This is a genomic window from Weeksella sp. HMSC059D05 (genome assembly GCF_001809725.1).
Classification (GTDB): Bacteria; Bacteroidota; Bacteroidia; order Flavobacteriales; family Weeksellaceae; genus Weeksella; species Weeksella virosa.
Map to the genome: position 1 here is coordinate 83,627 of NZ_KV798544.1, position 14,974 is coordinate 98,600.

Below are 14,974 nucleotides of genomic sequence, written 5' to 3' on the forward strand. Positions count from 1 at the left end.
TCTACAAAAATTTGAAAGGAATTCACAACCGAGCTGGAACCACTGATGGAGTTTTCAATGTTGTAATTCTACTGAGTAAATCTACAAAAATTTGAAAGGAATTCACAACGAAGCAGAAAAAGTTGTTGCTTTAGCAGAAGTTGTAATTCTACTGAGTAAATCTACAAAAATTTGAAAGGAATTCACAACTAGGCTTCTAGAAAACTGCATATTTTTGTAGTTGTAATTCTACTGAGTAAATCTACAAAAATTTGAATTAAGCGAAGCGAATCATCGAATCCAAAACAAAATAATAACGATGAGATAACGCCAACTAAGATCCAGCATCTGGCTCAGCCAATGCACATCTAAAACAATATATGAAAACGACAAGTAAAAAGAGATACTTGCCGTTTCCATCCATAACTTTAACAACCTATGAAACTAAAATTTTATTTAGCTATTTCTTTTTTTTCTTCTATTCGGTAAGTTGTACTATTAGAGTAAGTGCGTCCGAACATATCCAAAACTCTTACCTCTATACTATGTTCTCCTATCCCTAAATTATTTGGTAATTTTTTTTGCCATAAGTGAGAACTCTTGATCGGATTCGAAGGTCTTCTGCCTGTAAGTAATTCTTGAGAAATATCCCATCGCTGAACTTGATGATAAAACGTAGGATCTTCTTGCAGAGTTTTTTCCATTTTTTGCCATTTTCCATTCCCAAAACGTATTTCTACTTGATCTTTTTCGCTTCCCATGAAAATATTGGCAACTACATAAGATGTATTCCATCCTTTGTTGGCGATAACGTTGGGTGCATATATCTCCATTTTATAATCAAGCGGCTTACTTGCAACCTTGTAATCCAATTCGTATTGATTGTCTTTAACCGTGAGATAAGCATATCCTCTAGGCGTACCATCTCTCATCGTAGATACAGGAACACCCAACGCATTTAGCTCGCCAGAGTACCAATCACCAGAGGTGGTACCCACATTATATTCGTGCAATGGTTTTGCACCCTCCCAACCTTTATCCTTGCCATAAAATTGGTGCATCTGATAATGTGTATGTGCAGACATCATTAACACGTTCGGGAAATCTTTTAGGATAGCAAGCAATTGTTGGCGACTTTCTTTATCGAAATGATCTTCTCCTTCTATAAAAATCGGGATATGAAAAGACAAAACGATTAGTTTATTTTTAGGAACAAATTTCAGATCATTTTTTATAAATTCTAGTTGATCTTGTCTGAAACCTCCTAAATACCCTTTTCCTCCTCTAGGATTAGGATATAAAATATTATCAAGAATAAGAAAATGGGCATTGCCGTAATTGAAAGCGTACGTACTAGGTCCAAAATTTTTCTCAAAAGTTTCATCTGAATGTTCATCAATCGTTGCCTCGAAATTCATATCATGGTTACCAATTACATTGTACCATGGTAAAGACAGAGCACTCATTATTTTTTTATATTTCGGCTGTAGAGAAAGATCATCGCCTACCAAATCCCCCAAACTTATCCCAAAAGAAACATTTTCTTTATGTTGCATAGCATCGTCGACAATGGCTTTGCGAAAGAAAGTTAATTCTTCTTCGGTATATGCTTGCGGATCACCAAAAACAAAGGCTGTGAAAGTAGAGCTTTCTTTTTCTGGTAGGAGTGGAAAATCTACAGATTTTGGTAACTTTTTGGTCGGCTCTACCCCTGCATATTTAAAATTTTTTGGGGAACCTTTTGGTTTATGGGTATGATAGAACTTTGGCGTAAAGTAAGTATCTAATGGAGTTTTATAATGACTTGGTTTGATAACAAACACTTGATTATCATCATTTACTGTAAGCGTATAACGTCCTTTAGAATCGGTAAGAACCACATCTATCCCATTAGAAACGGCAACATTCTCTATGCCTTTTTCTTTTTTGTCTAGACGGCCATTATTATTACGATCTTCGAAAACTATTCCCTTTACAATTTGTTGTGCATTAGCCTGAAGGTTGACGATTACAGCAATGCTAAAAATTATTTTTTTCATGTTTTTTTTGTTTTATTTTGTTTGCCACCAAACTTTTGTATTAATATTATCACCGCCCATCGCTGCAACAGCTTTATCGTAGTTTTCTTTATTGTAGATTTTCACCGAACTAGGGTACAACAACCTCGACGGTACTACTCCATCATTTTTGCCAGCAGGAATTTTTGGTAAATTCGGATAGCCAGTTCTTCTATACTCGAACCATTGTTGATAATCTACAAAGTATAAAGATAAATATTTCTGAAGCATAATTCGCTCTAGAGTTCCGTCGTATCGAGTTGCATCACTATCGAAATAATCTATAGGAATTTCCTCTTCTGTAAGGTATTCTATTGCTGCCTTCACTCCGTTTTGGTAATGTTTTTCTGCATCACTTGTGTAGCCTTTATAAGCCAATTCTGCTTGGATAAACTCGATTTCAGAATAGGTGAATAATGTAATTTTCATTGGTGCTTCTGCTTGTATTCTTAGCAAGCCAGAGGGCGAAAAGTCAAAAGCTTCTGAACCATCGTATCCTGCAGGAATCCCTTTGTAACCGATAGAATTATTATCGCCAAGAGATTTTGCTTGAGTAGCAATTTTAAGAATTCTTGGGTCTTTTGATTCTACTAATTGATCGATAAAAAACTCTGCCATTGCTCTTCCGTTATTAAAATCTTGTGGTCGAGCCCACGGCGATACATTCGGTGAAATGCCAGTAACTTGCAAAACTGCGTTATCGAGATTAGAAGTCATTATCGGATATTTTTCTGGATTGCTGAGCATGTTCACCATTTTAGGGAAAGCATTCATTTCGGATTTATCCGACACGCGCAACAATAAACGCAAATGCAAAGAGTTCGTGAATTTTTGCCATTTTGTGATATCATTCCCAAATAACAGATCGGCTACATACGGCAAAGGTATTTTATGATCATAGAGAGAATTTGCTCTTTCTAAGTCTGCTAAAAGTGTTTGATAGATTTCTTTCTGCGAATCGAATTTCGCTTGACTAATGCCTTCTTCTGCTCGAAAAGCCTCGGAAAAAGGTACATCACCAAATATATCCGTCAGATTAGCAAAAGCATAAGCACGTAAGGTTAAAGAAATGGCTTCATAATTAGATTGTTTGAGTTCTTTACTTCTAACCAACATTTCATTGATATTGGTCAACCAACGATAAGCCGCATTCCAGCTAGAATTCCCAGTTCTATCCGTTATATCATACCGATGCACACCTCCTGCGGTTACATCTGGGAAAGGAACGTGCACTTGCATCAATGCACTGGTAATATCATAGTTTTTGATGGCATTATTACTGGCCAAATTATACAGTACGGGATTGATTAACGAGCCAGGGGTAACTTCTGATACCAAATTGGGATTGATATTGGTTTGATCAAAATCTTCTGTACAAGCAATAGGCCCAGAACAAAGAAGAGAAAATAAAGATATTTTTACGAAAAGATTTTTCATTTTTAATAGAATTGATAAGTTTTTACAAAGATGCTTTTAAGGTAAATCCGATAGATGCGGTAGAAGGCATTTGCCCCATTTCTACACCTGGTATAATAGTAGAACCTTCTATTGATGCAGTCTCTGGATCATACAACGGGAAGTCTGACCAAACGGCTAAATTTTTCCCAAATACCGATAAACTCAGATTATCCAAACCAGTTTTCTCTATCAGTTTTTTAGGTAAATTGTAAGTAAAATTCACTTCGCGCAGTTTTAGGTAAGATGCATCAAATGAGTTGGATTCTACATTGGCACGACGATAGTATTTCGCATAATAATCGGTAATCTTCACTTGCTCGGTGTTGGGTGAATAGCTCCCATCTGGGTTTTGCACAACTCCTTCACCAACAATAAATCCTGTATCTCGACCTGGCAAGGTAGCTTTTAGTTTTCCTTGTTCCATCATTTTATGATGCGATTGTGAGTAAACAATTCCACCGTATTGACCGTCTAATGTTACACTTAAACTTAGATTTTTATACTTGAAAGAATTCGTTAATCCTGCGCGCCATTTTGGTGCTGCATCTCCTATATATTGTATTTCGGTAGGATAAGCCGGTACTCCATTTTCATAGACAATGTTTCCTTGATTATCACGGACAAAACCGTATCCATAAAGCGCTGTTGTTGTACCCCCAACTTTCCCAATTACACTTACAGTACCAGAAGAAGCCAATGGTTTCTCCTCTACACCATCTGTAAGTGCAATGATTCTATTTTCATTGATAGCCCAGTTTCCGATTAGTTGCCACGTAAAATCTGTTGTACGGATTGGTTTGAGATTTAGCATAACTTCTATACCACGATTTCGCACTTCTCCTCCATTGATAATAGCAGAGGTATAACCGGTAACTTGATCAGTAGGTACTTCGATAATTTGATTTCTTGTGTTGGTTTGATAGAGCGTTACATCTATCCCAACCCTTTTACGAAACATCATCAACTCTATTCCGGTTTCCCAACTTTTAGATATTTCTGGTTTCAGGTCTAAATTGTGTAATTTGCTTGGTGTAGTTGAAGACCCAGGAAAGTCATTAGCATTATAGTATTTACTTGTACTATACGGTTCTGCATCGTTTCCTACTTGTGCAAAAGATAATCTATATTTTAGATAATCAATTGGTTTTGATAATCTAAAAATATCTGATAAGATAAAGCTAGATGATACTGATGGGTAGAAATAAGAACGATTGTTTTTGGGTAATGTACTCGACCAATCGTTTCGGGCTGTAATATCTATAAATACCTGATCTCTAAATCCTAGGGATATCAACCCATATAAACTATTGACTTTTATATACTTATCATATGTTTTCACGATAGGGCTATTCATCCCGTTAGACAACATATAGACATTGGGGATTACTAATTCGTCTACTTGTGCATCTTTGCGTAAGTATTGATAATCTCTTTTATTCCCACCAAAATTCATGCTCATAGAGAAATCCTCACCTATATAATCTTGGTAGGATAAGAGAAAGTCGGTGTTGATTTCTCTTTTTTGGATATCTTGCCTTTTATAATGTCCATTCAACCAACGATTCATATCATGTGGTCGGTTTTGTTGTCTTATTTGGTTATACATATTAACGCCCGAGCGCAACATGAAATTTAGCTTCGAGGTAAGTTGAATATTTGCCTGGATGTTTCCTGTAATTTGATTACTCTGCAATGGATTGGTAGCATCATAAGCTATAACGTAGGGATTATCTATATAAGAACTATACGGCTGTATCTGGCTTAGATATTCTTGCCCTGCATACCAGCGATCTCTGTACCAATCTAAGCTTACATTTGGGTTCTGAAAAATCATGAAATAAGCTATAGAACCGTTATTATAACCTGTTCCCGGAATGTTATCGCTAACTTTATTGGTGTAATTGACAACTGACGTTAATTTTATCCTTTCCGATACATTATAATTTGCATTGATGGATGCAGTATAACTATCGAACCCTGTATTGGGCATAATCCAACTATTTTTCACATGTCCAAAAGATGCTCTCATCGCCCCTTCTTTTCCGCTACCAGAAATCGATACATTATTGGTAAAAGTTATACCAGTATTCCAAAACGCTTTTCTATTGTCTTTATAAGGTCTCCAAAGTGTTCTCTCTTCGCCTTGTCCTTGCAAGAAAGGATCATATTGGTAGTAAAATTGTCCGTCGAATTTGGGTCCGAAAGCACTACTTGTTGCACTGGTAGAGTTACCATCAGAAGAATTACCATAGGAATAATAAAACTCACCTTTTTTGTTTTTTTGCAAAGTTCCTTGCCCATATTCGTACTGATAATCTGGCCATCGATTAATTACATCTACCATAAGAGAAGAGCGAAAATCGACTCCGATTTTTTTATTTTTATTTCCCGACTTTGTCGTAATCATAATGGCTCCATTGGCTGCACGAGAACCGTATAGAGCAGCTGCAGAAGGCCCTTTAAGAACCGTAACACTCTCAATATCATTTGGGTTGAGGTCTGAAATTGCGTTTCCAAAATCGATAGGCGAATCTGCTCCCATGTAAGAAGAATTATTACCAGAAGATGTCATTTCGGGATTCATGGGTACACCATCGATTACAATGAGTGCGTAGTTTTTATGCAATTCGGTAGAGTTATTTCCTCGCAAAACAATATTTTGTGAGTTGATGGGTCCAGAGCCAGCCGAAATGATATTTAGACCTGCTACTTTTCCTTTCAATCCATCTGACCAGTTATTGTTTTCTGCATTATTTAGCGACTCAGAATCAATAGTTTGCTGTGCAAACCCCAACTTTTTTTCTTCTCTTTTAATTCCCAAAGCCGTAACTACAGCGGCCTCTAAACCGATACTTTGGTTAAGTTTTACTGACAAAGAATTATTATCTCCTGCATTTACTTTATAATTATCGATATAATACGATTCATGATGCAAATGATCTATTTCTATATCATATTTTTCATCGGATAATAATCCACTCACCTCAAAAATCCCATTGCTGTTGGTCGTTGTAGAAAACGAAATAGATGTATCCGAATCAGAAGTAATGTGTACACTTGCTCCCGAAACAGGTTTCCCTTTCTCGTCTTGTACAATTCCCTTGATTTTAGAGTTTTCTTGAGCCACCATTTGAACGGCAGCAAAACACAAGGATAATAATGTTAAATAACGTTTCATTTGTATGAATAATTTTAGTTTTTTAATGTTTAATTTTGAGCTATAGTTGTTGCCTCCAAACAACTCAACATGCTGTCTAGAAATGCATTAATCCTATATTTTATTTGTTATTTTTCTATATAAACTTGTTTATCAATTGCCTGATATTGCAAGTCATTCAATTGGCAAATAATCTCGATGATTTGTTGATAATTATCTGTTGATTTGAATCGTCCCGTAAATGTCAATTCTTTTGGGATATTGGTGGTGTGAATTTTGGTTTGATAAGTTTTTTCTATTTTATCAAAAACATCTATCAAAGGTGTTTTATCAAAAATTATTTCGTCTGTCATCTCATTATTCTTTTCGGTTTCGGGTATCTCTGGCAACGTAATTATTTCTGTTTTCTCGGTATATTTCTTGGTTGAAACAGTTTTTGGTTTGCTTATTTTTTGGTTGGTGATCTGCACCTGATTATTCTCTAAATCTAACCAGAAATTCTCTCCTGCATTCAAAAAAACAGATTCAAAAGCTGCTTTTTTCTGGCTATCAATCCTCACCTTTCCTTCTAGCAATTGTACAGAAGCCTGATTGTTTTTTATATTTTCGGTTACGATAAATTCTGTACCTAGTGCCGTTGTAGTGAAGCTTTTGATGGAAACAGTAAAAGGAAGCTCTTTATTTTTATAAACCTTAAACTTTGCTTTTCCCATCAATAAAACTGCTCTATTTTTTTGGTTGAATTGGCCATCATACACAATTTCTGATTTTGGATAAAGGACAACTGTAGAATTGTCATTCAATCGTATGTTCATTAGTTTATCCGCTGTTTCATTGGATATCGTATCGTAATTTACAAGAGCGACTGTAGAAGTTGACGCTATATTTTTATGATACAATAAACCAAAAACACAAAACAAGACCAATGAAGCTGCAATGGAAAATTTTATAAAAGAAGAATAAGTCGAGAAATGTTTTTTTGTTTTATGGGTTTCGTTTATTTTTTGATGAATTTTCTGGAGAACTTTCCTAGAAAGTCTCTTATCTATCATGATCGTATTATCATTTTCGGACCAAGTTTGTGTTATTTTTTCCGAAACGACTTTTGGATTATCGATAATCTCTAATAGCTCTTTTTTTTCTTCTAAAGAACTATTATTCGACCAATATTTTTCTAATAATTTTCTTATCATATCTACCCTAAAGACGGCCAAAAACGAAAAACAGGATAGACTAAATGGTTAACAATAGGTAAAATAATCGTTAATTAGAAAAACTTAATCAAACAACTCAACACAAATAAACTACTGTATGTAGGGTATTCTTTCTGGATATATTCTCGTATAAACTGATTTGCTTGTTTTAGATAATCACTAACAGAATCGGTAGAAATCTTCAGCATTTGGGCAACTTCATCTTTCGTGTACCCTTCGAATCGACACAATCTAAAGACTTCTTTTCTTCTAGGCGAAAGATTTTCAACAGCTTCTTCTATCAATTCTAGTTTTAATGAATATTGTTGTTCGAACTCTAAACTTTCTTCGTAATTCGACTGTATACTAAAAATCTTATCACTTTCGGCAATCTCTTCTTTGATTGTTTTTCTTAGATAATCTATAGATTTATTATAACTTACGGTAAAAAGCCATCCTGCTAAGGCAGTGTCTGCTAATTTTTCGGCCCGATGATTCCAGAGTGTAATAAAAACTTCTTGCAGAATGTCCAATGCTATATCTTCATCGTAAATTAACTTGCGTATATTTCGATAAATAGAAGAATGATACTGAAAATATATCTGATCGAATTGTTTTTCTTCTAAAGTTTTGGAAATTTTCACCTTCATTTTTACGTACAGCCAAAAAAAATTTAAGGGTATAAAAGTACTCTTCTATAAGAATGGTTTATAAAAAATCAGTTTAAGAAAAGATTAAATAACCCAAAATACGCTACCAATAATAACGTTTATATGCCATTTATACTTCATTTTCCTATTACTTTCGTCAACTTGCTTTATCTTTGTTTCAAATAAATTTGCGTGAAAAAACATTGGTTAACCATCACTTGTCTATTGATCGTTTTTATTTTTATTTGTCTCAATTTACTTATTGGTAAAGCAAATATTTCGATCGAAGATATTTTCAGGGTTTTGGTCGGACAATCGGAAGATAACTTCGCACAAAACTTAATTCTACATTACCGTTTACCAAAAGTAATCACTTCTATTTTGGTCGGATTAGCACTCCCCATCGCTGGATTTTTATTGCAAGAGTTATTTAAAAATTCATTAGCAGAACCAAGTGTTTTAGGTATTACAGCAATGGCGAGTTTGGGTGTTGCCATAGTGGTCTTTCTTTTTTCTATCATCGGTTTAGATTATTTATTAGGCAATTCTTGGCTAACCATTAGTGCCGCAATGATAGGGTCACTTACCGCCTTGGTTCTCATTGGCACCTTTTCTTATCGGGTAAAATCATCCACAGCACTTATTGTTTTGGGCATGATGCTTTCTGGCTTAGCGGTTTCTTTTATCGGATTGTTGCAATATTTTGCACCCTCAGAAAAAATAAAATCATTTCTTTTGTGGAGTTTCGGGTCGCTAACAGGCCTCAAATGGGAACAAATTTTTGTGTTTTCCCTTTGCGTTTTCACTGGATTACTATTGGCTTACGGTACGCTAAAGAGTTTAACGTTTTTACTTCTGGGCGAAAAATATGCCCAAACGCTTGGCGTCAATTTATTGCGTTTACGTTTCACCTTATTGCTTTCTACCTCTATACTTACTGCAGCTGCAACAGCTTTTGCCGGCCCCATAGCTTTTATCGGGTTAGCTGTACCACATATTTGTAGAAATATCTTAAAAACTAGCAATATGCACTATTTATTTTTTTCGGTAATGATGATGGGTGCAGCACTAATGCTGATTTTTAGTTTTTTAACCGATATTTTCCCTTTCGGTACATTTCCGATTAATATTATAACTTCCCTTTTTGGGACACCTATTGTAATCAGTATAGTACTGAAAAACTCTAAATCTGAAGGATGAATAACAGAACGGTCGATAATATTCGGTTAGAAAATCTTGTCGTAGGCTACAAGAATAAAACACTACTCAAAGAGCTTAACTTACAGATAGAGACAGGTAAATTTATTGTCCTTTTAGGTAATAATGGTGCAGGAAAATCGAGCTTACTCAATACTATTCTAGGAATAAATCAACCGATTTCTGGTGATATTTTATACAGCAATCAAGCTATTTCGCAAATGAAAACTTCGGAAATTGCAAAGCAAGTTGCTGTTGTTTTTTCTAACCTCACCCATATTCCTACTATCAAAGTTGCAGATTTAATAGAAATTGGTGCAAATGATCACTTTTCCTATAGACAACAAATGGCTCTGAATAGAGTTATTTTAGAGGAAATTCCTATCAAAAATATTTTGGATAAATACGCAACTGAAATTAGCGAAGGTCAATTACAATTGGCGATGATTACACGAGCTTTGAAACAAAATACTCCTTTTTTGTTGCTCGATGAACCTACTGCAAATTTAGATTTAGGAAATCAATTTCGTATATTTGAACTCTTGAAAAAGTTGAGCAAACAACTGCAAAAAACTTTTCTCATGGCAACTCATCAAGTAGATTTGGCATTGGAAATGGCTGATGAAATTTGGTGGATCGAAAACAAACAACTTGTTTCTGGATTACCTGAAGATATTGCTTATCGTTATCGAATTTTAGAAAAATTATCCGATAATATTCTACAATTCATCCCTTCTAGAAATATATATTCGATCCCAATCGAAACAAAGAAAACGGTAAATTTACAGGGTGAAGGGGAGTTATTTTACTGGACAAGCAAAGCACTTCTGAAGCAAGGTTATCAACAAAGTTCTCTATCCCAGACAAGTGTGATTGTCCGAGAAAAAGAAATATATTACGAAGATAAAACGTTTCATTCAATCGAAAAATTCATATACTATTTTATACAAAATGCATAAAAACATTATCGTAACCGGAGCAAGCCGCGGAATAGGAAAAGAAATTGCTAAACAACATTTGGCCTTAGGAAATCGTGTATTAACCATTTCTAGAAACCTAGAAAAGTTAGATGAGTTGAACCATTTTGCTCAACCAAACCAACTGATTAACATAGGGTTAGATTTAAGTAAATATAAGGATATAGACCAAATTTTGGCGTATATAAAAGATTGGGAGACAGTCGATATTCTATACAATAATGCTGGTTTATGCATAAATAAACCATTCGAAGACGTTAGTGAACAAGACTTACTGCATTCTTGGCAAATAAACTTTATGGCTCCCTATCGATTGATCCAGTTATTGCTTACAAAATTTACAAACACCTCCCACGTAGTGAATATTTCTACTATGGGTGCCGTACAAGGTTCTGTGAAATTTGCTGGCTTATCGGCCTATTCTTCATCAAAGTCAGCTACTTGTAATTTGACTGAATTATTGGCAGAGGAACTCAACCAAAATGGTCCTCGAATAAACTGTATCGCACTTGGTGCTGTACAAACAGAAATGTTACAAGAAGCTTTTCCTGGTTATCAAGCTCCGACAACACCAAAAGAAATGGCCGAATTTTTAGTGGATTTTGGATTAAATGGACATCGTTTTTTTAATGGTAAAATTTTGCCAGCCTCTATTTCGACTCCTTAAAATACAGAAAGTTTGTTACTTAATTTCAGGCGTCAGATTGATTTGGAATAAGGTTTGATAGATTAGCATTAAATAAATTTATAATACCATCAACAATACGATTTTTCTCAAAATGAAACATTTTTATACCTTTTTATTCATACATATTTTAGGTTTTCAACAACTTTATGCGCAAATTAATTACGAGGAACAATCGGTACAAGTAAAACCGCAATGGTATGTTGGTAATCAGTATAACTATCAATTTACTGATGTAGACTATGTGATTTCTATAAATGATACTATTTCTAAAGTAGTTACGAATAGTCATAAAAAATTTTCTGTTTTGGATGAGAACCCGTACGTATATAAGTTGCGTTGGGAGAATTTGGCAGTAAGCACCAATGATCCCGATCCATTTTACAACGATTATATGGTAAACAGCAAGGGAGTGAATTATGAGTTTGCAACCAATAAAGATGGTGAGTTTTTAGAATTACTAAATGAAGATGGTGTAAAAAATCAACTTATGGCAGTTGCAAAAAATCTAAAAAGAAAAAACAAAAGAAATGCCATCTATCAAGCCAATGTTTCTGGTCTAGAGGATATGATTCTGTCGCAGGATTATGTAAGTTACACATTTTCTCAGGAGATTAATAACCTACTACAGTTCAACGGATTATACCTGAAAGTTGGTGAAAAATATCAAGGTAAACAAATACAAGAGAATTTATTCGGATTCCCAATTTCCTCTACTTCGACAACTTGGCTAGAGGGAATAGATCCAAAAAGCGAAACATACACCATTGTGACATCACAGATTCTGAGCAAAGAGGACTTTGAGTCCCTTTGGCAATTGATGGCGAAATCTATGCTAGAACAATCGAATGTTAATCTCACACACGAACAAGTAGAAAGAGAAATAAAAAAATACTCCGATACAATCGAACTTACAATCGATTATAAAAATAAATACAATAAAGACTCTGTATTGATTAATTCACACTATAAATTCAGCCTAAATATAGGAGCAAAGAAAACAGTGAATCAGTTAGAAATTGAGCTTTTATAAAAAAATACGACTAATATTCATTATTTTTGCTTTTCAGAGTAAAAACATGAAAATCTTTTATTGCATACTGTTTACTTTTTTAGCTATAATTTCGCAAGCACAAACAAATGATAACGATTCGGTTGTCGTGGTAAAACAATACCTCAACATCGATAATCAATATAATTATAAAATTACCACATACGACACACGAACAGAAGGACTAGATACCATACAGAAAGAATATCTTTCTTATAAAGTATCCATCAATGTTTTAGATTTGTATCAAGATCAATACACCTTACATTGGCGTATCACCAATATAGAAAATTCTAAAAAACAAATTTCAAAAAACCCTTTGAGTATTTTGGATGAAATCGATATCTATTATTCGGTTGATTCTGATGGGAAATTTTTAGGATTCCAAACCAATAATTGGACAATGGTTCAGTTTTATACTGCACTAGAAAACGCAGAAGACGATTATGCCGACAATAGTGAGGTGCTAAAGACTTTGGCCGAAATGGAAAAGCAATACGCTACGGCAGATAAGCTGAACTCCCTTTTTGAAAAAGAAATTAAACAATTTCACTATTTCTTTGGTTTAGGAAATTTTACCGTAAATTCTGAGCCAAAAGTCTACAAAACCTATCTAGACAATCTATTCAATCCCAATCCCACCCCAGCAATTACGACTTATAGTTTGAGAGAAATTTCGCCCTATTTGGGTAATTATGTAATGATTTCTAGTTCAGTCGCAGAAGAAGAATGGCTCAAAGAATCTTGGTTTAATTATCTAGAAAAAATAGCCAAAGAAATGAAAGTAGACGCACCAGACCGTTCTACAATTGATGATAATATTATCTATACCGTAGACACAATGAGTAGAATCAAAGAAAACGGCTGGCCATCTTATTGTTTACAAAGCAAAAAAGTATACTTTCAGAATACAGAGTTTACCCAAAAAAGAGTCATCGAAATCCTACCATAAATCCTTCCTAAAACTAAGGTATTGCCATAAAATATTGTTATTTTTGCATTCTATTAATTTTTTTAAGAAGTAAAAATGCAATTGTCTGAGCAAGAAATTATTCGTAGAGAAAAATTACAACAACTACGTGATTTGGGTATCGAACCCTACCCTGCCAAAGAATTCGAAGTAACGACCTATTCGTCTCATATAAAAGAAAATTATAAAGAAGGCAAAGTGGTAAAACTAGCCGGACGCCTAATGAGTACCCGCATTATGGGAAAAGCTTCCTTTGCCGAATTACAAGATAGTGAAGGCAGAATACAAATCTATATTTCGCGTGATGACCTTCCGAATGAGTCGGATTATAATACAGTATTCAAAAAACTCTTAGACATCGGAGATTTTATCGGTATCGAAGGCTATCTATTCAAAACAAAAGTTGGTGAGATTTCTGTACACGTAACACAACTCACCGTTTTGGCAAAAACACTTCGACCTTTACCAATCGTAAAAACCGATGACGATGGACACGTTTTTGATGCATTTGTAGATCCAGAATTACGCTATAGAATGCGCTATGTAGATTTGGTTGTAAATCCTCATGTGAAAACAATCTTCCAAAAAAGAACAAAATTGTTTCAAGCAATGCGCGATTTCTTCAACGCTCGTGGTTATCTAGAAGTAGAAACGCCCATCCTCCAATCAATACCAGGTGGCGCTGCAGCAAGACCTTTTATTACGCACCACAATGCTCTAGACATCCCATTATATTTGCGTATTGCCAATGAATTATACCTAAAAAGATTAATTGTGGGTGGTTTTGATGGAGTCTATGAGTTTTCTAAAAACTTCAGAAATGAAGGCATGGACAGAACACATAATCCAGAATTTACTGCAATGGAAATCTATGTCGCCTACAAAGATTACAACTGGATGATGGATTTCACCGAGCAACTCTTAGAACATTGTGCTATCGCTGTTAACGGAAGTACAAAAGCAACATTTGGTGAACATGAAATTGATTTCAAAGCACCCTATAAGCGAGTTACAATGAGACAATCGATTATCGATTTTACTGGTTTTGATATAGAAGGCAAAACAGAAGAAGAATTGAGAAAAGCTGCTCTAGAAATGGGAATTGCCGTGGATGAAACCATGGGTAAAGGAAAATTAATTGACGAGATTTTTGGAGAAAAATGCGAAGGCAATTACATTCAACCAACATTCATTACCGATTATCCAAAAGCAATGTCTCCACTTACCAAAAAACATCGAGACAATGAACAATTGACCGAACGTTTTGAGCTTATGGTATGTGGAAAAGAAATTGCCAACTCTTATTCGGAATTAAATGATCCAATTGATCAGCGCGAACGTTTTGAAGAACAATTGAAACTTTCTGAAAAAGGGGACGATGAAGCAATGTTTATTGATCAAGATTTCTTACGTGCTTTAGAATATGGTATGCCACCTACAGCAGGATTGGGTATTGGGATGGATCGCTTGTTGATGTATCTGACCAACAATCCTTCTATACAAGAAGTATTGTTTTTCCCACAAATGAGACCCGAAAAGAAAGCTTCTTCTTACGAATTAACAGACGAAGAATCATTAATTATCAGTATTTTACAAAAAA

11 protein-coding genes are annotated in these 14,974 nt (G+C 34.8%); 6 read left to right on the forward strand and 5 right to left on the reverse strand.

The genetic code is table 11. The features are described 5' to 3' along the window. Nucleotides 1-431: 431 nt before the first annotated feature. The 5 genes from HMPREF2660_RS06745 to HMPREF2660_RS06765 all read right to left on the reverse strand — a co-directional run bounded on the left by HMPREF2660_RS06745 (nt 432) and on the right by HMPREF2660_RS06765 (nt 8,494). On the reverse strand, nt 432-2,018 hold the full coding sequence (locus tag HMPREF2660_RS06745; RefSeq protein ID WP_070486268.1) for a calcineurin-like phosphoesterase C-terminal domain-containing protein: 1,587 nt from the start codon (nt 2,016-2,018) through the stop codon (nt 432-434). Between the two features lie 12 nt (nt 2,019-2,030). Beyond that, on the reverse strand, nt 2,031-3,473 hold the full coding sequence (locus HMPREF2660_RS06750) for a SusD/RagB family nutrient-binding outer membrane lipoprotein (RefSeq protein ID WP_013598926.1): 1,443 nt from the start codon (nt 3,471-3,473) through the stop codon (nt 2,031-2,033). 22 nt (nt 3,474-3,495) lie between these two features. Continuing rightward, nucleotides 3,496-6,672, reverse strand: coding sequence for a SusC/RagA family TonB-linked outer membrane protein (locus HMPREF2660_RS06755; protein ID WP_013598925.1), 3,177 nt, complete (start codon nt 6,670-6,672; stop codon nt 3,496-3,498). 107 nt (nt 6,673-6,779) lie between these two features. Then, nucleotides 6,780-7,844: a FecR family protein gene (locus tag HMPREF2660_RS06760; RefSeq protein WP_070486270.1), complete on the reverse strand. Its 1,065-nt coding sequence runs from the start codon at nt 7,842-7,844 to the stop codon at nt 6,780-6,782. 74 nt (nt 7,845-7,918) lie between these two features. Continuing rightward, nucleotides 7,919-8,494 carry an RNA polymerase sigma factor gene (locus HMPREF2660_RS06765; protein WP_041942156.1) on the reverse strand — a complete coding sequence of 192 codons (576 nt, stop codon included), beginning with the start codon at nt 8,492-8,494 and terminating at the stop codon, nt 7,919-7,921. Nucleotides 8,495-8,686: 192 nt separating this feature from the next. On the opposite strand from HMPREF2660_RS06765, the gene HMPREF2660_RS06770 reads away from it, so the two are divergent. From HMPREF2660_RS06770 to lysS, 6 genes are all read left to right on the forward strand, one after another. Then, nucleotides 8,687-9,694: a FecCD family ABC transporter permease gene (locus HMPREF2660_RS06770; protein ID WP_070486272.1), complete on the forward strand. Its 1,008-nt coding sequence runs from the start codon at nt 8,687-8,689 to the stop codon at nt 9,692-9,694. After that, a complete protein-coding gene (locus HMPREF2660_RS06775) occupies nt 9,691-10,650 on the forward strand; it encodes an ABC transporter ATP-binding protein (RefSeq protein ID WP_070486274.1) in 960 nt (319 codons plus the stop codon). Before HMPREF2660_RS06770 ends, HMPREF2660_RS06775 begins: the two co-directional genes overlap by 4 nt. Beyond that, nucleotides 10,643-11,335: an SDR family NAD(P)-dependent oxidoreductase gene (locus HMPREF2660_RS06780; protein ID WP_013598920.1), complete on the forward strand. Its 693-nt coding sequence runs from the start codon at nt 10,643-10,645 to the stop codon at nt 11,333-11,335. Before HMPREF2660_RS06775 ends, HMPREF2660_RS06780 begins: the two co-directional genes overlap by 8 nt. Before the next feature lie 112 nt (nt 11,336-11,447). Further along, the gene (locus HMPREF2660_RS06785) at nt 11,448-12,386 is read left to right on the forward strand and encodes a hypothetical protein (RefSeq protein ID WP_070486276.1); all 939 of its coding nucleotides are present in this window, start codon (nt 11,448-11,450) and stop codon (nt 12,384-12,386) included. 46 nt (nt 12,387-12,432) lie between these two features. After that, nucleotides 12,433-13,356 (forward strand): hypothetical protein, encoded by a 924-nt coding sequence (locus HMPREF2660_RS06790; RefSeq protein WP_070486278.1) that lies wholly within the window; start codon nt 12,433-12,435, stop codon nt 13,354-13,356. A 75-nt stretch (nt 13,357-13,431) separates the two neighbouring features. Then, nucleotides 13,432-14,974 (forward strand): lysine--tRNA ligase (gene lysS / locus HMPREF2660_RS06795; RefSeq protein ID WP_070486280.1); only part of this gene is annotated, 1,543 nt, incomplete at its 3' end.

Excerpts from the sequence above, each read along its gene's own strand:
- HMPREF2660_RS06755 (WP_013598925.1), bottom strand. The coding sequence starts at position 6,672 with ATGAAACGTTATTTAACATTATTATCCTTGTGTTTTGCTGCCGTTCAA.
- HMPREF2660_RS06760 (WP_070486270.1), bottom strand. The coding sequence starts at position 7,844 with ATGATAAGAAAATTATTAGAAAAATATTGGTCGAATAATAGTTCTTTA.
- HMPREF2660_RS06775 (WP_070486274.1), top strand. The coding sequence starts at position 9,691 with ATGAATAACAGAACGGTCGATAATATTCGGTTAGAAAATCTTGTCGTA.
- HMPREF2660_RS06750 (WP_013598926.1), bottom strand. The coding sequence starts at position 3,473 with ATGAAAAATCTTTTCGTAAAAATATCTTTATTTTCTCTTCTTTGTTCT.
- HMPREF2660_RS06780 (WP_013598920.1), top strand. The coding sequence starts at position 10,643 with ATGCATAAAAACATTATCGTAACCGGAGCAAGCCGCGGAATAGGAAAA.
- HMPREF2660_RS06745 (WP_070486268.1), bottom strand. The coding sequence starts at position 2,018 with ATGAAAAAAATAATTTTTAGCATTGCTGTAATCGTCAACCTTCAGGCT.
- HMPREF2660_RS06765 (WP_041942156.1), bottom strand. The coding sequence starts at position 8,494 with ATGAAGGTGAAAATTTCCAAAACTTTAGAAGAAAAACAATTCGATCAG.
- HMPREF2660_RS06790 (WP_070486278.1), top strand. The coding sequence starts at position 12,433 with ATGAAAATCTTTTATTGCATACTGTTTACTTTTTTAGCTATAATTTCG.
- HMPREF2660_RS06785 (WP_070486276.1), top strand. The coding sequence starts at position 11,448 with ATGAAACATTTTTATACCTTTTTATTCATACATATTTTAGGTTTTCAA.